Source organism: Pseudomonas syringae group sp. J248-6, assembly GCF_032586995.1.
GTDB classification, from domain to species: Bacteria; Pseudomonadota; Gammaproteobacteria; order Pseudomonadales; family Pseudomonadaceae; genus Aquipseudomonas; species Aquipseudomonas amygdali.
Map to the genome: position 1 here is coordinate 23,454 of NZ_JAWHOP010000014.1, position 18,806 is coordinate 42,259.

Sequence of the window (18,806 nt, forward strand, 5' to 3'; positions counted from 1 at the left end):
TCAGTAGCTGTCTTGCGGCAGGCTGGCAATGATTGAGCGGTAGCTGTTCATGCGCTGTTGCTGTACGCGGCCATCTTCAAGCCCCTTAAGCAGGGCGCAGCCCGGTTCGCGGTCATGCTTGCAGTCGCGAAAGCGGCACGTGCCGATCAGGTCGTTGAACTCGATGAAGCCAGCTTCCACGTCGGCACGGCTGACGTGCCCCAGGCCGAACTCACGGATGCCCGGTGAGTCGATCAGATCGCCGCCACGCGGGAAGTGGAACAGGCGGGCGGTGGTCGTGGTGTGTGTGCCCTGGCCGGAGACCTCGGACAACGGGCCGACCCGAGTGTCCGTTTCCGGCAGCAGGCTGTTGACCAGCGAAGACTTGCCGACGCCGGACTGGCCCACGAATACACTGATGTGGCCGTCAAGCTGGCTTTGCAGTGTCTGCATGCCGTCGCCGTGATGCGCCGATACTTCCAGTACCGGGTAACCCAGAGTGCGGTAGACCGCCAGCAGCGCATTGAGCGCGGGCGCGTTCTGCTCGTCGATCAGGTCAGCCTTGTTGAGCAGCAGCAGCGGACGAATCCCGGCATGCTCGGCGGCCACCAGATAACGGTCGATCAGGTTGGCATGTGGCTCGGGCATGGGCGCGAACACGATCACGATCAGGTCGACGTTGGCCGCCACAGGCTTGAGCTGACCGCGTGAGTCCGGACGGCGCAGTTCGGTGGTGCGAGGCAGTTGCGCAACGATGACGCCAATGCCCTGATTGCCGGCGCGCCATACGACGCGATCGCCGGTCACCAGTGCAGGCAGGTTGGCGCGCAGGTGGCAGCGAAATACCTGACCGCTTGCTTCGCCTTCCTGAGCCTCGACTTCGACCTGAACACCGAAGTGAGCAATTACAAGGCCGGTCTGTTCGGGGCCGAGGTCGCCGCCTTCCAGTGTTTCAAGCGTAGCGGACTCACGTTTTGCCGCGCGGGCAGCACGCTCGCCCTGAATTTTTTCGATGCGCCAGTTCTGACGACGATTGAGTTGGCGTTTGGCCATGGGTGTTCCGATGTGATGTAACCGATGAATTAGGCAGTACGATTGATCGGCAGGAGTCTAGCACGGCAGGGTGAGCTAAACTGCGCGCCTACGCTGAGGAGTCGACACATGCAGAACAAGCAGAACCTGATCTGGATCGATCTGGAAATGACCGGTCTGGACCCTGATACCGATGTCATCATCGAAATGGCCACGATCATCACCGATAGCGAGCTGAACACCCTGGCCGAAGGTCCGGTGATCGCGGTGCATCAGAGCGACGAGACGCTGGCGAAAATGGACGAGTGGAACACCCGCCAGCACGGTGGCTCGGGCCTGACCCAGCGAGTACGCGAAAGCACCATCAGCATGGCTGAAGCCGAGGCGCAGACTCTTGAGTTCATCAAACTGTGGGTGCCGGAGCGCAGTTCGCCAATCTGCGGCAATAGCATCTGCCAGGATCGCCGCTTCCTGTATCGCCACATGCCGACGCTGGAGAACTACTTCCATTACCGCAATCTGGATGTCTCGACCCTAAAGGAACTGGCTGCGCGCTGGTCCCCTGAACTGAAGTTCAAGAAAGGCAGCACCCACCTGGCGCTCGACGACATCCGTGAGTCGATTGCCGAGCTGCGCTTTTATCGTGAGCACTTCATCAAGCCTTGATCGAGACTCGCGCGTGCAGTGAATAATCTTCGCTGCACTCTTTCAGTGCGCAGGTCTGCTGGTTAGACTGCGCGCCTTTGTCGCAGAGTCGCCGCCATGTTGCTGATGCTTTATCTGATCGCCATCACTGCTGAAGCCATGACTGGCGCGCTGTCTGCGGGTCGTCGAGGAATGGACTGGTTTGGCGTGGTGCTGATCGCCTGCGTCACGGCGCTGGGTGGCGGCTCGGTGCGCGATGTGCTGATCGGCCATTACCCGCTGACCTGGGTCAAGCACCCGGAATACCTCATATTGACCAGTGTGGCAGCCTTGGTGACGATCTTTATCGCGCCTTTGATGCGCCATCTGCGCTCGCTGTTTCTGGTGCTTGATGCGTTGGGCCTGGTGGCCTTCACCCTGATCGGCTGCATGACTGCGCTGGAAGCCGGACATGGTCTGGTGATCGCGTCAGTGTGCGGCGTCATCACCGGGGTCTTCGGTGGCATTCTGCGGGACATCTTCTGCAACGACATCCCGCTGATCTTCCGCCGAGAGCTGTATGCCAGCGTGTCGTTTCTGGCCGCGTGGTGTTTTTTGCTGTGCCAGTACCTGCAATTACCGGATGAGCAGGCGGTGCTCATCACCCTGTTCGGCGGCCTGCTGCTGCGCCTGCTGGCGATCCGTTTCCGCTGGGAAATGCCCAAGTTTGTCTACAAGGACGAGCCCTGAAGCTTACGCAGGGCGCAGGCACAATAGTTGAAAAATTATCGTTCCTCACGCTCCAGCGTGGGAATGCCTTTCGTGACGCTCCGCGTCACACGCCTGTGCCGCGCGGCAGGTTTAAAGCGGCGCCACCCCATGCCTCTGCAGCGCCCATTCCACATGTTCCCTGACCAGCTCCGACGGGTAATCTCGCCGTGCTTGCAGGGCTTCGATCACCGGGATGGTGGAGGGCGCGTTGCCCAGGCCGACAGCCAGGTTGCGTAGCCAGCGTTCGTACCCGGCGCGGCGCAGGGGCGAGCCTTCTGTACTGCTGAGGAATTTGTCTTCATCCCATAAAAACAGCTCGGCCAGCCCGGCGTTGTCCAGGTTATGGCGCGGCTGGAAATCGCTCTGGTCGGTTGGCCGTGCAAAGCGGTTCCACGGGCAGACAATCTGGCAATCGTCGCAACCGAACACCCGATTGCCGATCAAGGGCCGCAGCTCTTCGGGGATCGCGGTCTTGAGCTCGATGGTCAGGTAGGAAATACAGCGCCGTGCGTCCAGCACATAAGGCCCGACAAAGGCCGCCGTCGGGCAGATGTCCAGGCAGGCCGTGCAGCGCCCGCAATGTTCCGTCGCATGCGGCGCATCGACCGGCAGCGGGATGTCGACAAACAGCTCGCCGAGAAAGAAAAAGCTTCCCGCCTTGCGGTTGAGCACCAGCGTATTCTTGCCGATCCAGCCGAGCCCGGCCTGTTCGGCAATGGCCTTTTCCAGCACTGGCGCGCTGTCCACGAACGCCCGAAAACCAAACGGCCCGATGGCCTGCTGAATGCGCTCGGCCAGTTGCTGCAAGCGCTTGCGGATCAACTTGTGATAGTCACGGCCCAGGGCGTAGCGTGACACATAGGCTTTTTCCGGTTCTGTCAGGCGCTGGGCCATCTCGGTGTCGCCGGGCAGATAGTCCATGCGCAGCGACACCACGCGCAACGTTCCCGGCACCAGCTCGTCCGGATGGGAACGTTTACTGCCGTGGGCTGCCATATAGTCCATTTCGCCGTGATAGCCTGCATCGAGCCAGCGTTGCAGGTGCTGCTCATGCTCTGCCAGGTCCAGACCGCTGATCCCCACTTCCTGAAAGCCCAGCTCACGCCCCCATGCCTTGATTGAGACGGCAAGGGTGGCGAGATCATCGGAAGTGGGAAGTACAGCAGTAATAGCGGACATGCGCAGAGAGAAACCGGGGCCAAGGTGCGTATAATTCTGCCAGACATCGGAGCCTATAGACGCATGTTCGACACGAAACCTCATTTACCCGACGCGCTGTACAGCGCCGCGCAGGTCCGCGACCTTGATGCACGGCTGATTGCTGCCGGTACGCCAGGCCTGGAATTGATGCTGCGCGCTGCCCAGGCGCTGTGGCGGACGATACTCCGACGCTGGCCGCAGGCCAATGAACTGACCGTGCTGGCCGGGCGTGGCAACAACGCCGGTGACGGATATCTGGTGGCCGCGCTGGCGCACAAGGCAGGCTGGCAAGTCAGGGTGCTGGCTGTCGGCGACCCGGCTGCATTGACCGGTGATGCCGCTTCGGCGCACGCGGCGGCTTCCGGCATAGACACTCAGGTATGGGCCGGACAGCCGCTGACCGGCGTGGTGCTGGATGCCTTGCTCGGTACCGGGCTCAACGGTGAGGTGCGCGAGCCCTACGTTTCGGCCATCAAGGCGATCAATGCCAGCGGCCTGCCGGTCGCCGCCGTGGACATCCCGTCGGGCTTGAGTGCAGACACCGGGCAGACGCTGGGCGTGGCGGTGTGTGCCGATGTGACCGTTACCTTCATTGGCCTCAAACTGGGCTTGTTGACGGGCGACGCGGCGGACCTGGTGGGCGAGCTGGTGTTTGATGATTTACGCGCCGACCCTGTGCTGGTTGCGCAGGCGCCGGTCAGCGCGAAGCGTCTGAGCGCATCCAGTCTACCGACGCTGGCATCGCGTCCGCGTACTGCACATAAAGGCATGTTCGGCCGGGTGCTGGTCATTGGTGGCGATCACGGTTTCGGCGGTGCTGCCTTGCTCAGCGCCGAAAGCGCCCTGCGCAGCGGGGCAGGCATGCTGACGCTGGCGACCCGCGCCGAACATATTCCGGCCGCCTTGACGCGCATGCCGGAAATCATGAGTGCGGCCATTCGCTCGGCGAACCAGTTGATGGCGTTGATCGAGCCGGCCAGCGTATTGGTGGTCGGTCCGGGGCTTGGGCAAGCCGCCTGGGGGCGTAGTTTGCTGTCGGCTGCCGCCAACGCCGAGCGGCCCCAGGTTTGGGATGCCGATGCTCTGAATATGCTGGCCGCCGGGGCGGTGAGCCTGCCCAGAGGCTGCGTCATCACTCCGCATCCGGGAGAGGCCGCGCGTTTGCTGGGCGTCGGCATCAAAGACATTCAGGCTGACCGGGCCGCTGCTGTGCGGGCGCTGGCGCGCAAGTTCGATACGGTTTGCGTGCTCAAGGGCTCTGGCAGCCTGATCGCCGATGCGAGCGGACAACTGGCGTTGTGCGACCGCGGTCATCCGGCCATGGCCACCGCCGGACTGGGGGACGTGCTGGCCGGGTTGATCGGTGCGCTGCTGGCGCAGCATCTGACGCCATTCGATGCGGCCTGTCTGGCGGTGTGGCTGCACGCAAGCGCCGGTCAGAAGGTCGGTGAATACGGTCGCGGGCTGGCTGCCAGCGATATTATTCCTGCCATTCGTCAGTTATTGGAGGAGCTGCAACCGTGTCTGATTTAACGCTGCATGTGGTTGGCGAAGAGGCCATGATGAATTTTGGTGCACGCCTGGCCGCCGTTACCGAAGGCGTGGGCGTCATCTTTCTCGATGGCGATCTGGGCGCTGGAAAAACCACTCTTTCACGGGGAATGATTCGCGGGTTCGGGCATGCCGGGGCTGTCAAGAGTCCTACTTTCACGCTGGTTGAGCCCTACGAAATAGGTGCCATCCGGGTCTTTCACTTTGACCTGTATCGTCTGGTCGATCCCGAAGAACTCGAGTACATGGGTGTGCGTGATTACTTCGACGGCGATGCACTTTGTCTGATTGAATGGCCCCAGCGTGGTGCAGGCTTTTTGCCAAAGCCTGACCTGACCATTACCATTGGCCCGCACGGAGAAGGTCGGTCCGTGATATTGAGCCCGCTGGGCTCGCGTGGCGAACGCTGGTGTGCCACTTTGGCTTTGGAATTCAAATAGATATGGGGTTAGGTATGCGCATGCGCGCGCTGGTTACTGTAGTTGGTCTGCTGCTGATGGCCCTGGCTGTCGAGGCGGTTGCCGCTACGCAAGTAAAAAGTGTCCGCTTATGGCGAGCACCGGACAACACACGTCTGGTATTCGACTTGTCCGGGCCTGTCCAGCACAGTGTATTCACCCTGACTTCGCCTGATCGTCTGGTGATCGATATCAATGGCGCGACACTCGGTGGCCCGTTGAATGTCTCGACAGCCAATACACCGATCAACAGCATGCGCTCTGCCCAGCGCACGCCGACGGATCTGCGCGTGGTCATCGACCTGAAAAAGGCGGTGACGCCCAAAAGCTTCACGCTTGCGCCGAACCAGCAGTACGGCAACCGTCTGGTGGTCGACCTGTTCGATAACGCCGCCGATGCCAACCCGACACCAGTGATCCCGGATACCGCAGCCAATACCGCGCCCGCTGTCCCGGTCAGCCCGGCCAAGCCTGAAATCAAGTTGACCCCGGTGCCCAACGGCAAGCGCGACATTGTCGTGGTGATCGATGCCGGGCACGGCGGTGAAGACCCGGGTGCCTCGGGCGGTGCCGGGCAGAAAGAGAAAAACGTGGTGCTGTCGATCGCCAAGGAGTTGCAGCGCCAGGTCAATGCCGAGAAAGGCTACCGCGCTGAACTGACGCGGACCGGCGACTACTTTATTCCGTTGCGCAAACGTACCGAGATCGCCCGAGCCAAGGGGGCCGACCTGTTTGTGTCCATTCACGCCGACGCTGCGCCGTCTACCGCAGCGTTTGGCGCTTCGGTGTTCGCCTTGTCTGATCGCGGTGCGACCTCCGAAACCGCACGCTGGCTGGCGGACAGTGAAAACCGTTCCGACCTGATCGGTGGTGCCGGTGCGGTAAGCCTTGATGACAAGGACCGCATGCTCGCGGGGGTTTTGCTGGACTTGTCCATGACCGCTTCGCTGTCTTCCAGTCTGAACGTCGGCCAGAAGGTGCTGAGCAATATCGGTCGCGTCACCTCGCTGCACAAATCGCGTGTCGAGCAGGCAGGTTTCATGGTGCTCAAGTCGCCGGATATCCCGTCGATTCTGGTAGAAACCGGCTTTATCTCCAACGCCAACGAAGCCAACAAGCTGAGTTCTGCGTCGCACCAGCAGGCGTTGGCGCGTTCGATCAATTCCGGGGTGAAGCAGTTCTTCCAGCAGAACCCGCCACAGGGCACTTATATTGCCTGGCTGCGTGACAACGGCAAGCTGGCCCAAGGGCCACGCAACCATGTGGTCCGCTCCGGCGAAACCCTGGCCATGCTCGCAGCGCGCTATGACATGAACATTGCCACGTTGCGCAGCGCCAACAATCTGAAAAGCGATGAACTGAAGATTGGCCAGGATCTGCGCATTCCAAGTTCCGAGGTGGCGACTCAGCAATGACCGATCTTCTGCTCGACGGCACCGAAGCCAATAACGCTCAGACTGTCCTGAACGCTGCGCGCATCGAATTGCTCAGTCCGCGTCTGGCCAACCAGATTGCGGCCGGCGAAGTCGTCGAGCGTCCAGCGTCGGTTATCAAGGAGCTGCTGGAAAACAGCCTTGACTCCGGCGCGCGGCGCATTGATGTCGATGTCGAGCAGGCCGGTATCAAGCTGTTGAAAGTGCGTGACGATGGCGGCGGTATTTCCTCGGATGACCTGCCGCTGGCGCTGGCGCGACATGCCACTAGCAAGATTCGCGATCTGGAGGACCTCGAGCGCGTCATGAGCCTCGGGTTTCGCGGCGAAGCGCTGGCTTCGATCAGCTCCGTGGCGCGCCTGACGCTGACTTCGCGCACCCGCGACGCCGATCAGGCCTGGCAGGTTGAAACCGAAGGCCGTGACATGGCACCGCGCGTTCAGCCGGCAGCGCATCCGGTAGGCACATCCGTTGAAGTGCGCGACCTGTTCTTCAACACGCCTGCCCGACGCAAGTTTCTCAAGGCCGAAAAAACCGAATTCGATCATCTGCAGGAAGTCATCAAACGCATGGCGCTGGCGCGTTTCGACGTGGCCTTCCATTTGCGTCACAACGGCAAGACCGTGTTGAGCCTACATGAAGCGCATGACGATACCGCCCGAGCGCGGCGTGTCTCGGCCATTTGCGGGCCGGGCTTCCTGGAGCAGGCGTTACCCATTGAGATCGAGCGCAATGGCCTTCATCTGTGGGGCTGGGTAGGGCTGCCGACATTTTCGCGTAGCCAGGCCGACCTGCAATATTTCTTCGTAAACGGGCGTGCGGTGCGCGACAAACTGGTCGCTCATGCGGTGCGTCAGGCGTATCGCGACGTGCTGTTCAACGGCCGTCACCCCACGTTCGTGCTGTTTTTCGAGGTCGACCCGGCCGCTGTGGACGTCAACGTTCACCCGACCAAGCATGAAGTACGCTTCCGCGACGGGCGCATGGTGCACGACTTTCTTTACGGCACCCTGCACCGTGCATTGGGTGATGTGCGCCCGGAAAACCAGCTGGGTGGCAGCGTACCGGTCGCCGCCGAGCCTCGGCCTACCGGGCCTGAGGCCGGTGAGTTCGGGCCGCAGGGTGAAATGCGTCTGGCCAACAACGTGCTGGAACAGCCGCAGGGCGAGCCTTTTGCCCGGCCTGCTGGCGGTGGCGGGGCTGGCAGCGGTTATCAGTATCAATATACGCCTCGGCCCACCTCTGGCGTGCCGGTGGCTGAAGCGCAAAGCGCCTACCGTGAATTCTTCGCACCGCTGCCCAGTGCAGCGTCCTCGTCGCTGCCGGAGTCGCCCGGCGATATTCCGCCGCTGGGTTATGCGCTGGCGCAGCTCAAGGGTATCTACATCCTCGCTGAAAACGCTCACGGGCTGGTGCTGGTGGACATGCACGCCGCCCACGAGCGAATCATGTATGAGCGCCTGAAAATAGCGATGGCCAATGAAGGCCTGAGTGGCCAGCCGTTGCTGGTGCCCGAATCTCTCGCGGTCAGCCAGCGCGAAGCGGACTGCGCTGAAGAACATATCGCGACGTTTCAGCGCCTGGGCTTCGAGCTGCAGCGGCTTGGCCCGGAAACCCTGGCGATCCGCCAGATCCCTGCGTTGCTCAAGCAGGCCGAGGCCAATCGGCTGGTCAGCGATGTGCTGGCGGATCTGATGGAGTACGGCACCAGCGACCGGGTGCAGGCACACATGAACGAGTTGCTCGGGACCATGGCCTGTCACGGCGCGATTCGCGCCAATCGGCGTTTGGCCATCCCGGAAATGAACGGCCTGTTGCGTGATATGGAAAACACCGAACGCAGCGGGCAATGCAACCACGGTCGTCCTACCTGGACCCAGATGGGTCTCAATGACCTGGATAAATTATTCCTGCGCGGTCAATGAATGAATGCTTTACCTCCGGCCATCTTTCTCATGGGGCCTACCGCCGCAGGCAAGACCGACCTTGCGATAGAACTGAGCAAAGTGCTGCCTTGTGAGCTGATCAGCGTGGATTCGGCGTTGGTCTATCGCGGCATGGACATCGGCACCGCAAAGCCTTCGAAAGCACAGCTGGCTGAATATCCGCACCGTCTGATCGACATTCTCGACCCGGCACAAAGCTACTCCGCAGCCGATTTTCGCAGCGACGCACTGGCGGCCATGGCGGAAATTACCGCGCGCGGAAATATTCCTTTGCTGGTCGGTGGCACTATGTTGTATTTCAAGGCTCTATTGCACGGGCTGGCGGATATGCCGGCTGCCGATGCGCAGGTCAGGGCACAGCTTGAAGCCGATGCACAGGCCTATGGCTGGCAGTCATTGCACGATCAATTGGCGGTGGTCGACCCCGTTTCGGCGGCACGCATTCACCCCAATGATCCGCAACGACTGATCAGGGCGCTTGAGGTGTATCGCGTCAGCGGAATGAGCATGACGGCACACCGCGAGCAACAAACTGTGCAAAGTACCGAAGCGGCCGCATCAGGGCGTCAGCAATTGCCCTATACTGTCGCGAACCTTGCCATCGCTCCGGCTGATCGCAAGGTGCTGCACCAACGCATCGCGCTACGTTTTGAGCAAATGCTGGATCAGGGGTTTCTGGACGAAGTACTGGCATTGCGCTCAAGAGGCGACCTGCATTCCGGGTTGCCCTCGATAAGAGCCGTCGGTTATCGCCAGGTCTGGGATCACCTGGATGGGAAGCTGACGCTGGATGAAATGCAGGAGCGCGGCATTATTGCAACGCGCCAGTTGGCCAAAAGGCAGTTCACCTGGCTACGCAGCTGGGAGGATTTGCACTGGCTGGACAGTCTGGCCAGCGACAATCTGTCGCGCGCCTTGAAATACCTGGGATCGGTCTCCATATTGAGCTGAGTCCCTGCAATAGCCGTCTATCCTTGGGGGGTGGCCGGTAAGCCAATCGAATTCGATTTATTATTTTATTGATCCTTAAAGGAGTGCGGCACATGTCAAAAGGGCATTCGCTACAAGACCCTTACTTGAATACCTTGCGAAAAGAGAAGGTCGGGGTATCGATCTACCTGGTCAACGGTATCAAGCTGCAGGGCACGATCGAGTCTTTCGACCAGTTCGTCATTTTGCTGAAGAATACTGTCAGCCAGATGGTCTACAAACACGCCATTTCCACCGTCGTACCGGTTCGCCCGATTCGCCTCCCCAGCGCTACCGACGCTGACGGCGCAGACGCCGAGCCAGGTAACGCCTGATAGGAGTCTGCCTTGTTCTTTGAGCGCCACAGTGGTGGTGAACGTGCAATTCTCGTTCATCTGGATGGTCAGGACCCTGAGGCGCGCGAAGATCCGCAGGAGTTTCAGGAGCTGGCCATATCGGCCGGTGCCGATACCGTTGCGTTTATCAACGTGCCGCGTCATCGGCCATCGGCCAAATACCTGATTGGCTCTGGCAAGGTCGAGGAGCTTCGCGACCAGGTCAAGGCCGAACAGGCTGATCTCGTTATCTTCAATCACACCCTCACGCCCAGTCAGGAACGTAACCTCGAACGCGTTTTCGAGTGTCGCGTGCTTGATCGTACGGGGTTGATCCTCGATATTTTTGCGCAGCGCGCACGTACCCACGAAGGCAAGCTTCAGGTCGAACTGGCCCAGCTTGAGCATATGAGTACGCGTCTGGTCCGTGGCTGGACTCACCTTGAGCGTCAGAAAGGTGGTATCGGCCTGCGCGGCCCAGGCGAAACCCAGCTCGAAACCGACCGACGTCTTCTGCGGGTTCGCCTGCGGCAGATCAAAGGGCGGCTGGAGAAGGTTCGCAGCCAGCGCGATCAGGCACGTCGTGGACGTCGTCGCGCCGACATCCCTTCGGTTTCACTGGTGGGCTACACCAACGCCGGTAAATCGACCCTTTTCAACTCGGTGACCGATTCTGATGTGTTTGCGGCGGACCAGCTGTTCGCTACGCTCGATCCGACCTTGCGTCGTCTGCAACTCGATGACCTGGGTCCTATCGTGCTGGCCGATACCGTAGGCTTCATTCGCCATCTGCCGCACAAACTGGTAGAAGCGTTTCGAGCGACGCTTGAAGAGTCGAGCAACTCCGATTTACTGCTGCATGTGATCGACTCCCACGAGCCTGACCGCATGTCGCAGATCGAGCAGGTTATGGCCGTGCTTGGTGAGATCGGTGCCGAGGGCTTGCCGATCCTTGAGGTCTATAACAAACTCGATCTGCTTGAAGGCGTAGAGCCTCAGATACAGCGGGATGCCGATGGCAAGCCGCAGCGTGTCTGGGTGTCTGCCCGTGATGGTCGAGGGCTTGATCTGCTCAAGCAGGCTATTGCCGAACTGCTCGGCGACGACCTGTTTGTCGGCACGCTGCTTTTGCCTCAGAGTCTTGCCCGGCTGCGCGCCCAGTTTTTCGAGTTGGGTGCGGTGCAGAGCGAAACACATGACGAGGAAGGTGCCAGCGTTTTGGTCGTACGGCTGCCGCGCGTTGAACTCAATCGACTGGTGAGTCGCGAAGGATTGCAGCCGCTGGAGTTCATCGAGCAACACACTTTGCAATAAAAGCACGAGAAAGCCGTTGTACGGCTTTCGCGAGCATTCTGTAGCATTGGTCGGCGCGCCGCGGGCGCGTCTTTGCTTTATCAGATGGAGAGCGCTATGGCTTGGAATGAGCCGGGTGGCAACTCGAATAATCAAGATCCCTGGGGTGGCAAACGCCGTGGCGGCGACCGCAAGGGACCACCTGATCTCGACGAGGCCTTCCGTAAGCTGCAGGAAAGCCTGAAGGGGTTGTTCGGCAGCGGTAACAAACGCGGCAGCGATGGCGGCGGCAGTGGTGGCGGTTCAGGCAAGGGCGGTGGCTTTGGCTTGCTCGGTATCGGCCTGGTCGTGCTCGTCGCTTTCTGGCTCTACAGCGCTATCTATGTTGTTGACGAGCAGGAGCAGGCTGTCGTGCTGCGTTTCGGTCAATACCACGAAACCGTAGGGCCGGGTCTCAACATCTACTTCCCGCCGTTCGATCGCAAGTACATGGAAAACGTGACTCGCGAGCGAGCCTACAGCAAGCAGGGCCAGATGCTCACCGAAGACGAGAACATCGTCGAAGTGCCACTGACCGTGCAATACAAGATCAGCAACCTGCAGGACTTCGTCCTGAACGTCGACCAGCCTGAAATCAGCCTGCAGCACGCCACTGAAAGTGCGCTGCGCCATGTCGTGGGTTCCACGGCAATGGATCAGGTGCTGACTGAAGGTCGTGAACTGATGGCCAGCGAAATCAAGGAGCGGCTGCAACGCTTCCTCGATACCTACCGTACCGGCATCACCGTCACTCAGGTCAACGTACAGAGCGCCGCCGCGCCGCGTGAAGTGCAGGAAGCCTTCGATGACGTGATCCGCGCCCGTGAAGACGAGCAGCGTGCGCGTAACCAGGCTGAAAGCTATGCCAATGGCGTGATTCCGGAAGCCCGTGGTCAGGCTCAGCGCATCCTTGAAGATGCCAACGGCTACCGCGATGAAGTGGTTTCGCGCGCCAAGGGTGAGGCGGATCGCTTTACCAAACTGGTTGCCGAGTACCGCAAGGCACCTGAAGTTACCCGCCAGCGTCTGTATCTGGACACCATGCAGGAAGTCTTCAGCAACACCAGCAAGGTTCTCGTGACCGGCGACAAGGGGCAGAACAATCTGCTTTATCTGCCGCTCGACAAGATGATCGAGAGCAGCCGCAGCAGTAACGGCAATGGCTCCAATTCAGGTACGCCATCGCAGTCGGCTAATGACGCTGCCGCTGCTGCCGCCGCTGCCCGGGCGAATGAGGCTCAGCAGCGTGGTGAAGTACGTACCAGGGAGACTCGCTGATGAGTAACAAATCACTGATCACCCTTATTGTCGGCGTGGTACTGGCAGTCATCGCCTGGAACAGCTTCTACATAGTGTCCCAGACCGAGCGCGCGGTTCTGCTGCAATTCGGTCGTGTGGTCCAGGCGGACGTTCAGCCGGGTCTGCATGTGAAGGTTCCTTACGTGAACCAGGTGCGTAAGTTCGACGGTCGTTTGCTGACCCTCGATGCGCCGACCCAGCGCTTCCTGACACTGGAAAAGAAAGCTGTCATGGTCGATGCCTACGCCAAATGGCGTGTGAAGGATGCGGAGCGTTTCTACACCGCGACTTCCGGCCTCAAGCAGATTGCCGACGAGCGTCTTTCGCGTCGTCTGGAATCCGGTCTGCGTGACCAGTTCGGCAAGCGCACCCTGCACGAAGTCGTGTCGGGCGAGCGGGACGCGCTGATGGCGGACATCACCGGTTCGCTGAACCGCATGGCCGAGAAAGAACTGGGTATCGAAGTTGTCGATGTCCGGGTCAAAGCCATCGATCTGCCGAAGGAAGTGAATCGCAGCGTTTTCGAACGCATGAGCACTGAGCGTGAGCGCGAAGCCCGCGAACACCGTGCGAAGGGTAACGAGCTGGCTGAAGGCATCCGTGCCGACGCCGATCGTCAGCGTCGTGTGCTGCTGGCCGAAGCCTATCGCGAGTCGGAAGAAGCGCGTGGTGATGGTGATGCCCAGGCTGCCGCGATCTACTCCAAGGCGTATGGTCAGGACCAGGAGTTCTACGCGTTCTATCGCAGCCTGCGTGCCTACCGCGAAAGCTTTGCGAACAAGAGCGACGTGATGGTGCTTGATCCGAACAGCGAATTCTTTCGCTACATGGAAAAAGCCAAGCCGTAATTAATCACCCGCCGGGCGGCAAAACCGCCCGGTGGGGTGAACGTACGGTGAAACGTGTGTATCATGCGGCAGCCGGGAAATTCCCGGCTTTTTTGCGTCTGCACGATTGATTGGCCGTATCTGAATCAGAACGCGGCAAGATTTTTCGAGGAAAGTGGTCTGCAAGGCCTGTCTCGGGCATTTGTCGTGCCCGTCATACGGCGCACCACTTTCTGCTTCACTCAAGGTCGGCCTGTAGGCTGGCCGCCTGGATCACAGGGGAATGGCGTAATGGCAACGGTCGACCGCTGGCTGCTACCAGATGGCATCGAAGAAGTACTGCCACCGGAAGCGGCGCGCATTGAAGTAGCGCGCCGTCAGGTGTTGGATCTGTTTCAGAGCTGGGGCTATGAGTTTGTCGTCACCCCGCATATCGAGTATCTCGAATCCCTGCTGACTGGCGCGGGTTCGGATCTGGACCTGCGCACCTTCAAGGTTATCGACCCGCAATCGGGCCGGCAGATGGGCTTTCGCGCCGACATCACGCCGCAGGTTGCACGCATCGATGCTCACACCCTCAAGCGTGAAGGCCCTAGCCGTCTGTGCTATGCGGGCAGTGTCCTGCACGCCCAGCCACGCGCGCTGTCTTCCTCGCGCAGCCCCATTCAACTGGGCGCCGAGCTGTACGGCGATGCCAGCCCGAGCAGTGACGTTGAAGTCATCAGCCTGATGCTGGCCATGTTGCAACTGGCCGATGTGCCGGACGTGCACATGGACCTTGGGCATGTCGGCATCTACCGTGGTCTGGCGCGTGCCGCTGGCCTGTCGGGAGAAGTCGAGCAGCAGTTGTTCGATGCACTGCAGCGCAAGGCTATTGATGAAGTGGTTGCCCTGACCGCCGATCTGCCGCAAGAGCTGGCTTCAATGCTGCGCGCGCTGGTTGATCTGTGTGGTGGTCGTGAGGTGCTGGATGCAGCGCGCGACCGTCTGGCTGGCGCACCTGCGCCGGTATTGGCTGCGCTGGATGATCTGCTGGCGATCGCCGAGCGTCTGGCTGCGCGCTTCCCGCAGTTGCCGCTGTACTTCGATCTCGGCGAGCTGCGCGGCTACCACTACCACACCGGTGTGGTGTTCGCGGTGTTCGTGCCGGGCGTGGGCCAGTCGATCGCGCAGGGCGGTCGTTACGATGACATCGGCGCCGACTTCGGCCGCGCCCGTCCGGCGACCGGCTTTTCCACCGACCTGAAAACCCTGGTAACCCTGGGGCAGGCAGAAATCGTCTTACCGTCTGGTGGCATCTGGATGCCGGACAGTACGGATGCGGCACTCTGGCAGCAGGTTTGCCAGTTGCGCAGTGAAGGTCAGCGTGTGGTTCAGGCATTGCCTGGGCAGCAGGCGAGCGCCGCGCGTGAAGCCGACTGTGACCGGCAATTGATTCAGCATGGCGAGCACTGGCAGGTAATGCCGCTGGCTTCTTGAGTATTCCTGCCGGCCGCCGCCGGCACCAAGTTTGCGTGAATGAGGACAAGTGTTATGGGTAAGAATGTCGTAGTCCTGGGCACTCAATGGGGTGATGAGGGCAAAGGCAAGATCGTTGATCTGCTGACCGAACATGCTACCGCCGTAGTTCGCTATCAGGGTGGCCACAACGCTGGTCACACACTGGTGATCGACGGTGAGAAAACCGTATTGCACCTGATTCCGTCCGGTGTACTGCGCGAAGGCGTGCAGTGCCTGATCGGTAACGGTGTAGTGGTTGCTCCCGACGCGCTCCTGCGCGAAATCATCAAGCTGGAAGAGAAAGGCATTCCAGTGCGTGAGCGTCTGCGCATCAGCCCGTCCTGCCCGCTGATCCTGTCGTACCACGTTGCACTGGACCAGGCGCGTGAGAAAGCCCGCGGCGAATTCAAGATCGGTACCACCGGTCGTGGTATCGGCCCGGCTTACGAAGACAAGGTTGCGCGTCGCGGTCTGCGCATTGGCGACCTGTTCCATCGCGAACGCTTCGCGGCCAAGCTGGGCGAGCTGCTCGACTACCACAACTTCGTGCTGGTCAATTACTACAAAGAGCCTGCCATCGACTTCCAGAAGACACTCGACGAGTGCATGGAATACGCCGATCTGCTCAAGCCGCTGATGCTCGACGTCACCGCTGCGCTGCATGAAATGCGTCGCGACGGCAAGGACATCATGTTCGAAGGTGCCCAGGGTTCGTTGCTGGACATCGACCACGGTACTTATCCGTACGTCACCAGCTCCAACACCACTGCTGGCGGTATCGCTACCGGTTCGGGTTTTGGCCCGATGTACCTGGATTACATTCTGGGCATCACCAAGGCTTACACCACGCGTGTGGGTTCGGGTCCGTTCCCGACCGAGCTGTTCGACGATGTCGGTGCTTTCCTGGCCAAGCGTGGTCACGAGTTCGGCGCTACCACCGGCCGCGCTCGTCGTTGCGGCTGGTTCGATGCCGTCATCCTGCGTCGCGCCATCGAAATCAACAGCATCTCGGGCCTGTGCCTGACCAAGCTGGACGTACTCGACGGTCTTGAGACCATCAACATCTGCGTTGGCTACGAGAACGAAGAAGGCGCGGTCATCGACGCACCTACTGACGCCGACAGCTACCTTGGTCTGCGTCCGGTCTACGAGCAGATGCCTGGCTGGAGCGAATCCACGCTGGGTGCCAAGACCCTGGAAGAGTTGCCTGCAGCCGCTCGCGCCTACATCAAGCGCGTTGAAGAGCTGGTTGGCGCGCCTATCGATATCATTTCGACCGGTCCTGACCGTAACGAAACCATCGTGCTGCGTCACCCGTTCGGCTGATACGTCACAGTGCTGTGCCAAAAAGGGTCGCATGTGCGGCCCTTTTTTATTGTCGCGCTGAGGGCAGGGAAGCTCAGAAAAGTGAGACTTGTGTCACGGCACGGCGCTTGCTACAAAGATGACAGAAAAGTGCCATCATTTTAATGGCGCTGAGGGTGGAGGGATTCTCCTGTGTCTGCTGTCTTATCTCTATTGCAAAGCCGTCTGCTGCGCCCGGTCTTCATTGCCCTGGGCATTGCCCTTTTGGTGCAGGTCATCGTGGCGGTTGCTCTTACCCGGAGCACAGTCACAGCGCTTGAGGCTGACCTTGCCAATCGCCTTGGGGTAGATTCGCAACATCTTTCCTCCGAGCTGGAGCTGGCGAGTAGCGAAGTGACGTCGAGCCTCGACTCGCTTTCAGCCAGTACGCGTCAGCGCTTGAGCGTCGGACTTTCTACCCGCTTGAAGGAAGAGCAGGCCCAACTGCGTGCCACGCTGGAAAAAGACCTGAGAGAGTCCGCCACTGACATGGCCGAGCTACTGGCTGCGGTTGCCCCGCGCGCCATGTGGGACAACGACACGCCAACCCTTTCCGAATTTGCCCGACGCGCCCAGCGCAATCCCAACGTGTTGTTTGTGGTCTATGACGACGCCGCAGGTGAGCACCTTACGCGGTACATGAACCGCGATAACCCGCTGGTCAAGGCGCTGCTGGCCAAGGGTGAAGGCGAGCGGGCGATGGACAAGATCCTCAATGCCGCGAAAAACGACCCGTCGGTGTATTACGTCGAGGCCTCTATCAGCCCTAACGGTGTTGAGATCGGCAAGGTGCGCATGGGAGTGTCCACGGCAACGGTCGAGGAAAATCTCGCTGCGCTGGACAAGCGTTTCGCCACCCTGATAACCAGTGGCGAGCAACTGGTTTCCGACAGCCTTGCCAGTGCTTCCAAAGACAGTTCGACCGCCTTGCGCACGCGCCTGCAATCCGCTCAGGCGGCGGGTGCTGCAATGACCGCCAATACGCGTGTTACGGTTCAGGAAGCCGCCGAAACGTTGCGCTGGCGGATCGGCATGGGGCTGGCGCTGGTCGGCCTGGGCGTACTGCTGTTACTGGCGGTGGTGCTCGGACGTCGTGTGGTCAGCAAGTTGCACCTGCTGATCGCGGCACTGAATGATTTGGCTGCGGGTGAGGGCGACCTGACCAAGCGCGTCAAGCTGGACAGCAATGACGAGATCGGCGACATGTCGGCTGCGGTCAACCGCTTCATCGACAAGTTGCAGCCTATCGTTCGTGAGGCGGGCGAGGTGGCGCAACGCACCGGGCAGGAAATCGGTGTCATGAGCCAGCGTAACGCCGGGGCTGATGCGGCGGCCGAGTTGCAGCGTGATGAAGTGGCGGCCAGCCTCAAGGCACTTGAGCAGATGGCTGATGAGGCGCAGTCGGAAAGCCAGGCGATGCAGGCGGCCTTGCGTCAGGTGGTCGATATCAAGCAAGCGACCGATGAAAACACCCGCACGTCCAATCAGGTCGGCGGTTTGATCGAGGCGCTGGCCGGGCAGGTTGAAACCGGTGCACAGGTCATTGAGCGTCTGGCGCAGCAAAGCCAGCAGATCGAGGTCGTGCTGGAAGTTATCCACGGTATTGCCGAGCAAACCAACTTGCTCGCACTCAACGCAGCTATCGAAGCGGCGCGCGCGGGTGAAACGGGCAGGGGCTTTGCCGTGGTGGCTGACGAAGTGCGGGCGCTGGCCAGCAAGACGCAAAGCTCGACGGGCGATATTCAGGAACACATCATCGCCTTGCAGCGCGGCGCGAAAGAGGCGGTCGCTGCCATCGGCATTGCTGGCCGACAGGCCAAGGAAGGGCTGGAAGTATTACGTGACAGCGCCAAGCGCCAGCAGACCGTGCAGGCGTCCGTCGAGCAAGTGCACGCTGCCATTGGTCTGGCGACCAAGGCGGCTGTACATCAGGCTGAAGGCGCGCAGGCCGTTCGCGGTCGGGTAGAGGTGATTCACGCTCAGGCCGAGCGTGCTGCGGAAGCGGTGGTCGAGACGACTGCTAGCGGCAAGGTACTCAGCGGGCTGGCTGCGCAGTTGAAGGCGAGCCTGGGGCAGTTTCGGGCTTGAGCATCATGCAGCGCTGCAAATGTGGCGCTGCCATGCCTGCGGAGGGGGGGGGCTTTTCTGAAGTCGGAAAGCAAAAAACCGAGCCATTGGCTCGGTTTTTTTGAATTGGTGCCCAGAA

General features: G+C 60.5%; 16 protein-coding genes. 14 read left to right on the forward strand and 2 right to left on the reverse strand.

Annotated features, from left to right (window positions below; translation table 11 throughout):
* Nucleotides 1-1,032 (reverse strand): small ribosomal subunit biogenesis GTPase RsgA, encoded by a 1,032-nt coding sequence (gene rsgA / locus RYC17_RS17990; protein ID WP_002551811.1) that lies wholly within the window; start codon nt 1,030-1,032, stop codon nt 1-3.
* Nucleotides 1,033-1,140: 108 nt separating this feature from the next.
* Here rsgA and orn point away from each other — a divergent pair, with 108 nt between their 5' ends.
* Both orn and RYC17_RS18000 read left to right on the forward strand, forming a co-directional pair.
* Nucleotides 1,141-1,677, forward strand: coding sequence for an oligoribonuclease (gene orn, locus RYC17_RS17995; protein WP_005731116.1), 537 nt, complete (start codon nt 1,141-1,143; stop codon nt 1,675-1,677).
* A 96-nt stretch (nt 1,678-1,773) separates the two neighbouring features.
* Nucleotides 1,774-2,385: a trimeric intracellular cation channel family protein gene (locus tag RYC17_RS18000; RefSeq protein ID WP_005742997.1), complete on the forward strand. Its 612-nt coding sequence runs from the start codon at nt 1,774-1,776 to the stop codon at nt 2,383-2,385.
* 111 nt (nt 2,386-2,496) lie between these two features.
* Here RYC17_RS18000 and queG read toward each other — a convergent pair whose 3' ends face one another.
* Nucleotides 2,497-3,585: a tRNA epoxyqueuosine(34) reductase QueG gene (gene queG / locus RYC17_RS18005; protein WP_230017405.1), complete on the reverse strand. Its 1,089-nt coding sequence runs from the start codon at nt 3,583-3,585 to the stop codon at nt 2,497-2,499.
* Between the two features lie 63 nt (nt 3,586-3,648).
* Between queG and RYC17_RS18010 the strand changes: the two genes are divergently transcribed.
* The 12 genes from RYC17_RS18010 (at nt 3,649) to RYC17_RS18065 (ending at nt 18,688) form a co-directional block, all read left to right on the forward strand.
* Nucleotides 3,649-5,139: an NAD(P)H-hydrate dehydratase gene (locus RYC17_RS18010; protein WP_316903950.1), complete on the forward strand. Its 1,491-nt coding sequence runs from the start codon at nt 3,649-3,651 to the stop codon at nt 5,137-5,139.
* A 29-nt stretch (nt 5,140-5,168) separates the two neighbouring features.
* Entirely contained in the window at nt 5,169-5,597 is a 429-nt protein-coding gene (tsaE, locus tag RYC17_RS18015) for a tRNA (adenosine(37)-N6)-threonylcarbamoyltransferase complex ATPase subunit type 1 TsaE (protein WP_220273530.1), read from the forward strand.
* 2 nt (nt 5,598-5,599) lie between these two features.
* Nucleotides 5,600-7,030 carry an N-acetylmuramoyl-L-alanine amidase gene (locus RYC17_RS18020; RefSeq protein WP_199523490.1) on the forward strand — a complete coding sequence of 477 codons (1,431 nt, stop codon included), beginning with the start codon at nt 5,600-5,602 and terminating at the stop codon, nt 7,028-7,030.
* Nucleotides 7,027-8,973: a DNA mismatch repair endonuclease MutL gene (gene mutL, locus RYC17_RS18025; RefSeq protein WP_316903952.1), complete on the forward strand. Its 1,947-nt coding sequence runs from the start codon at nt 7,027-7,029 to the stop codon at nt 8,971-8,973. Before RYC17_RS18020 ends, mutL begins: the two co-directional genes overlap by 4 nt.
* On the forward strand, nt 8,974-9,945 hold the full coding sequence (gene miaA / locus RYC17_RS18030; protein ID WP_058401219.1) for a tRNA (adenosine(37)-N6)-dimethylallyltransferase MiaA: 972 nt from the start codon (nt 8,974-8,976) through the stop codon (nt 9,943-9,945). It abuts the gene before it with no gap.
* 92 nt (nt 9,946-10,037) lie between these two features.
* Nucleotides 10,038-10,298, forward strand: coding sequence for an RNA chaperone Hfq (gene hfq / locus RYC17_RS18035; protein WP_002551819.1), 261 nt, complete (start codon nt 10,038-10,040; stop codon nt 10,296-10,298).
* A gap of 12 nt (nt 10,299-10,310) precedes the next feature.
* A complete protein-coding gene (hflX, locus tag RYC17_RS18040; RefSeq protein WP_058401220.1) occupies nt 10,311-11,612 on the forward strand; it encodes a ribosome rescue GTPase HflX in 1,302 nt (433 codons plus the stop codon).
* A gap of 96 nt (nt 11,613-11,708) precedes the next feature.
* On the forward strand, nt 11,709-12,908 hold the full coding sequence (hflK, locus tag RYC17_RS18045) for an FtsH protease activity modulator HflK (protein ID WP_316903955.1): 1,200 nt from the start codon (nt 11,709-11,711) through the stop codon (nt 12,906-12,908).
* Nucleotides 12,908-13,777: a protease modulator HflC gene (gene hflC / locus RYC17_RS18050; RefSeq protein WP_003366315.1), complete on the forward strand. Its 870-nt coding sequence runs from the start codon at nt 12,908-12,910 to the stop codon at nt 13,775-13,777. The genes hflK and hflC overlap by 1 nt, the downstream gene beginning before the upstream one ends.
* A 270-nt stretch (nt 13,778-14,047) precedes the next feature.
* Nucleotides 14,048-15,235, forward strand: coding sequence for an ATP phosphoribosyltransferase regulatory subunit (locus tag RYC17_RS18055; protein WP_122258588.1), 1,188 nt, complete (start codon nt 14,048-14,050; stop codon nt 15,233-15,235).
* 54 nt (nt 15,236-15,289) lie between these two features.
* A complete protein-coding gene (locus RYC17_RS18060) occupies nt 15,290-16,582 on the forward strand; it encodes an adenylosuccinate synthase (RefSeq protein WP_002551824.1) in 1,293 nt (430 codons plus the stop codon).
* A gap of 171 nt (nt 16,583-16,753) precedes the next feature.
* Entirely contained in the window at nt 16,754-18,688 is a 1,935-nt protein-coding gene (locus tag RYC17_RS18065) for a methyl-accepting chemotaxis protein (RefSeq protein WP_058401221.1), read from the forward strand.
* Nucleotides 18,689-18,806: the final 118 nt, after the last annotated feature.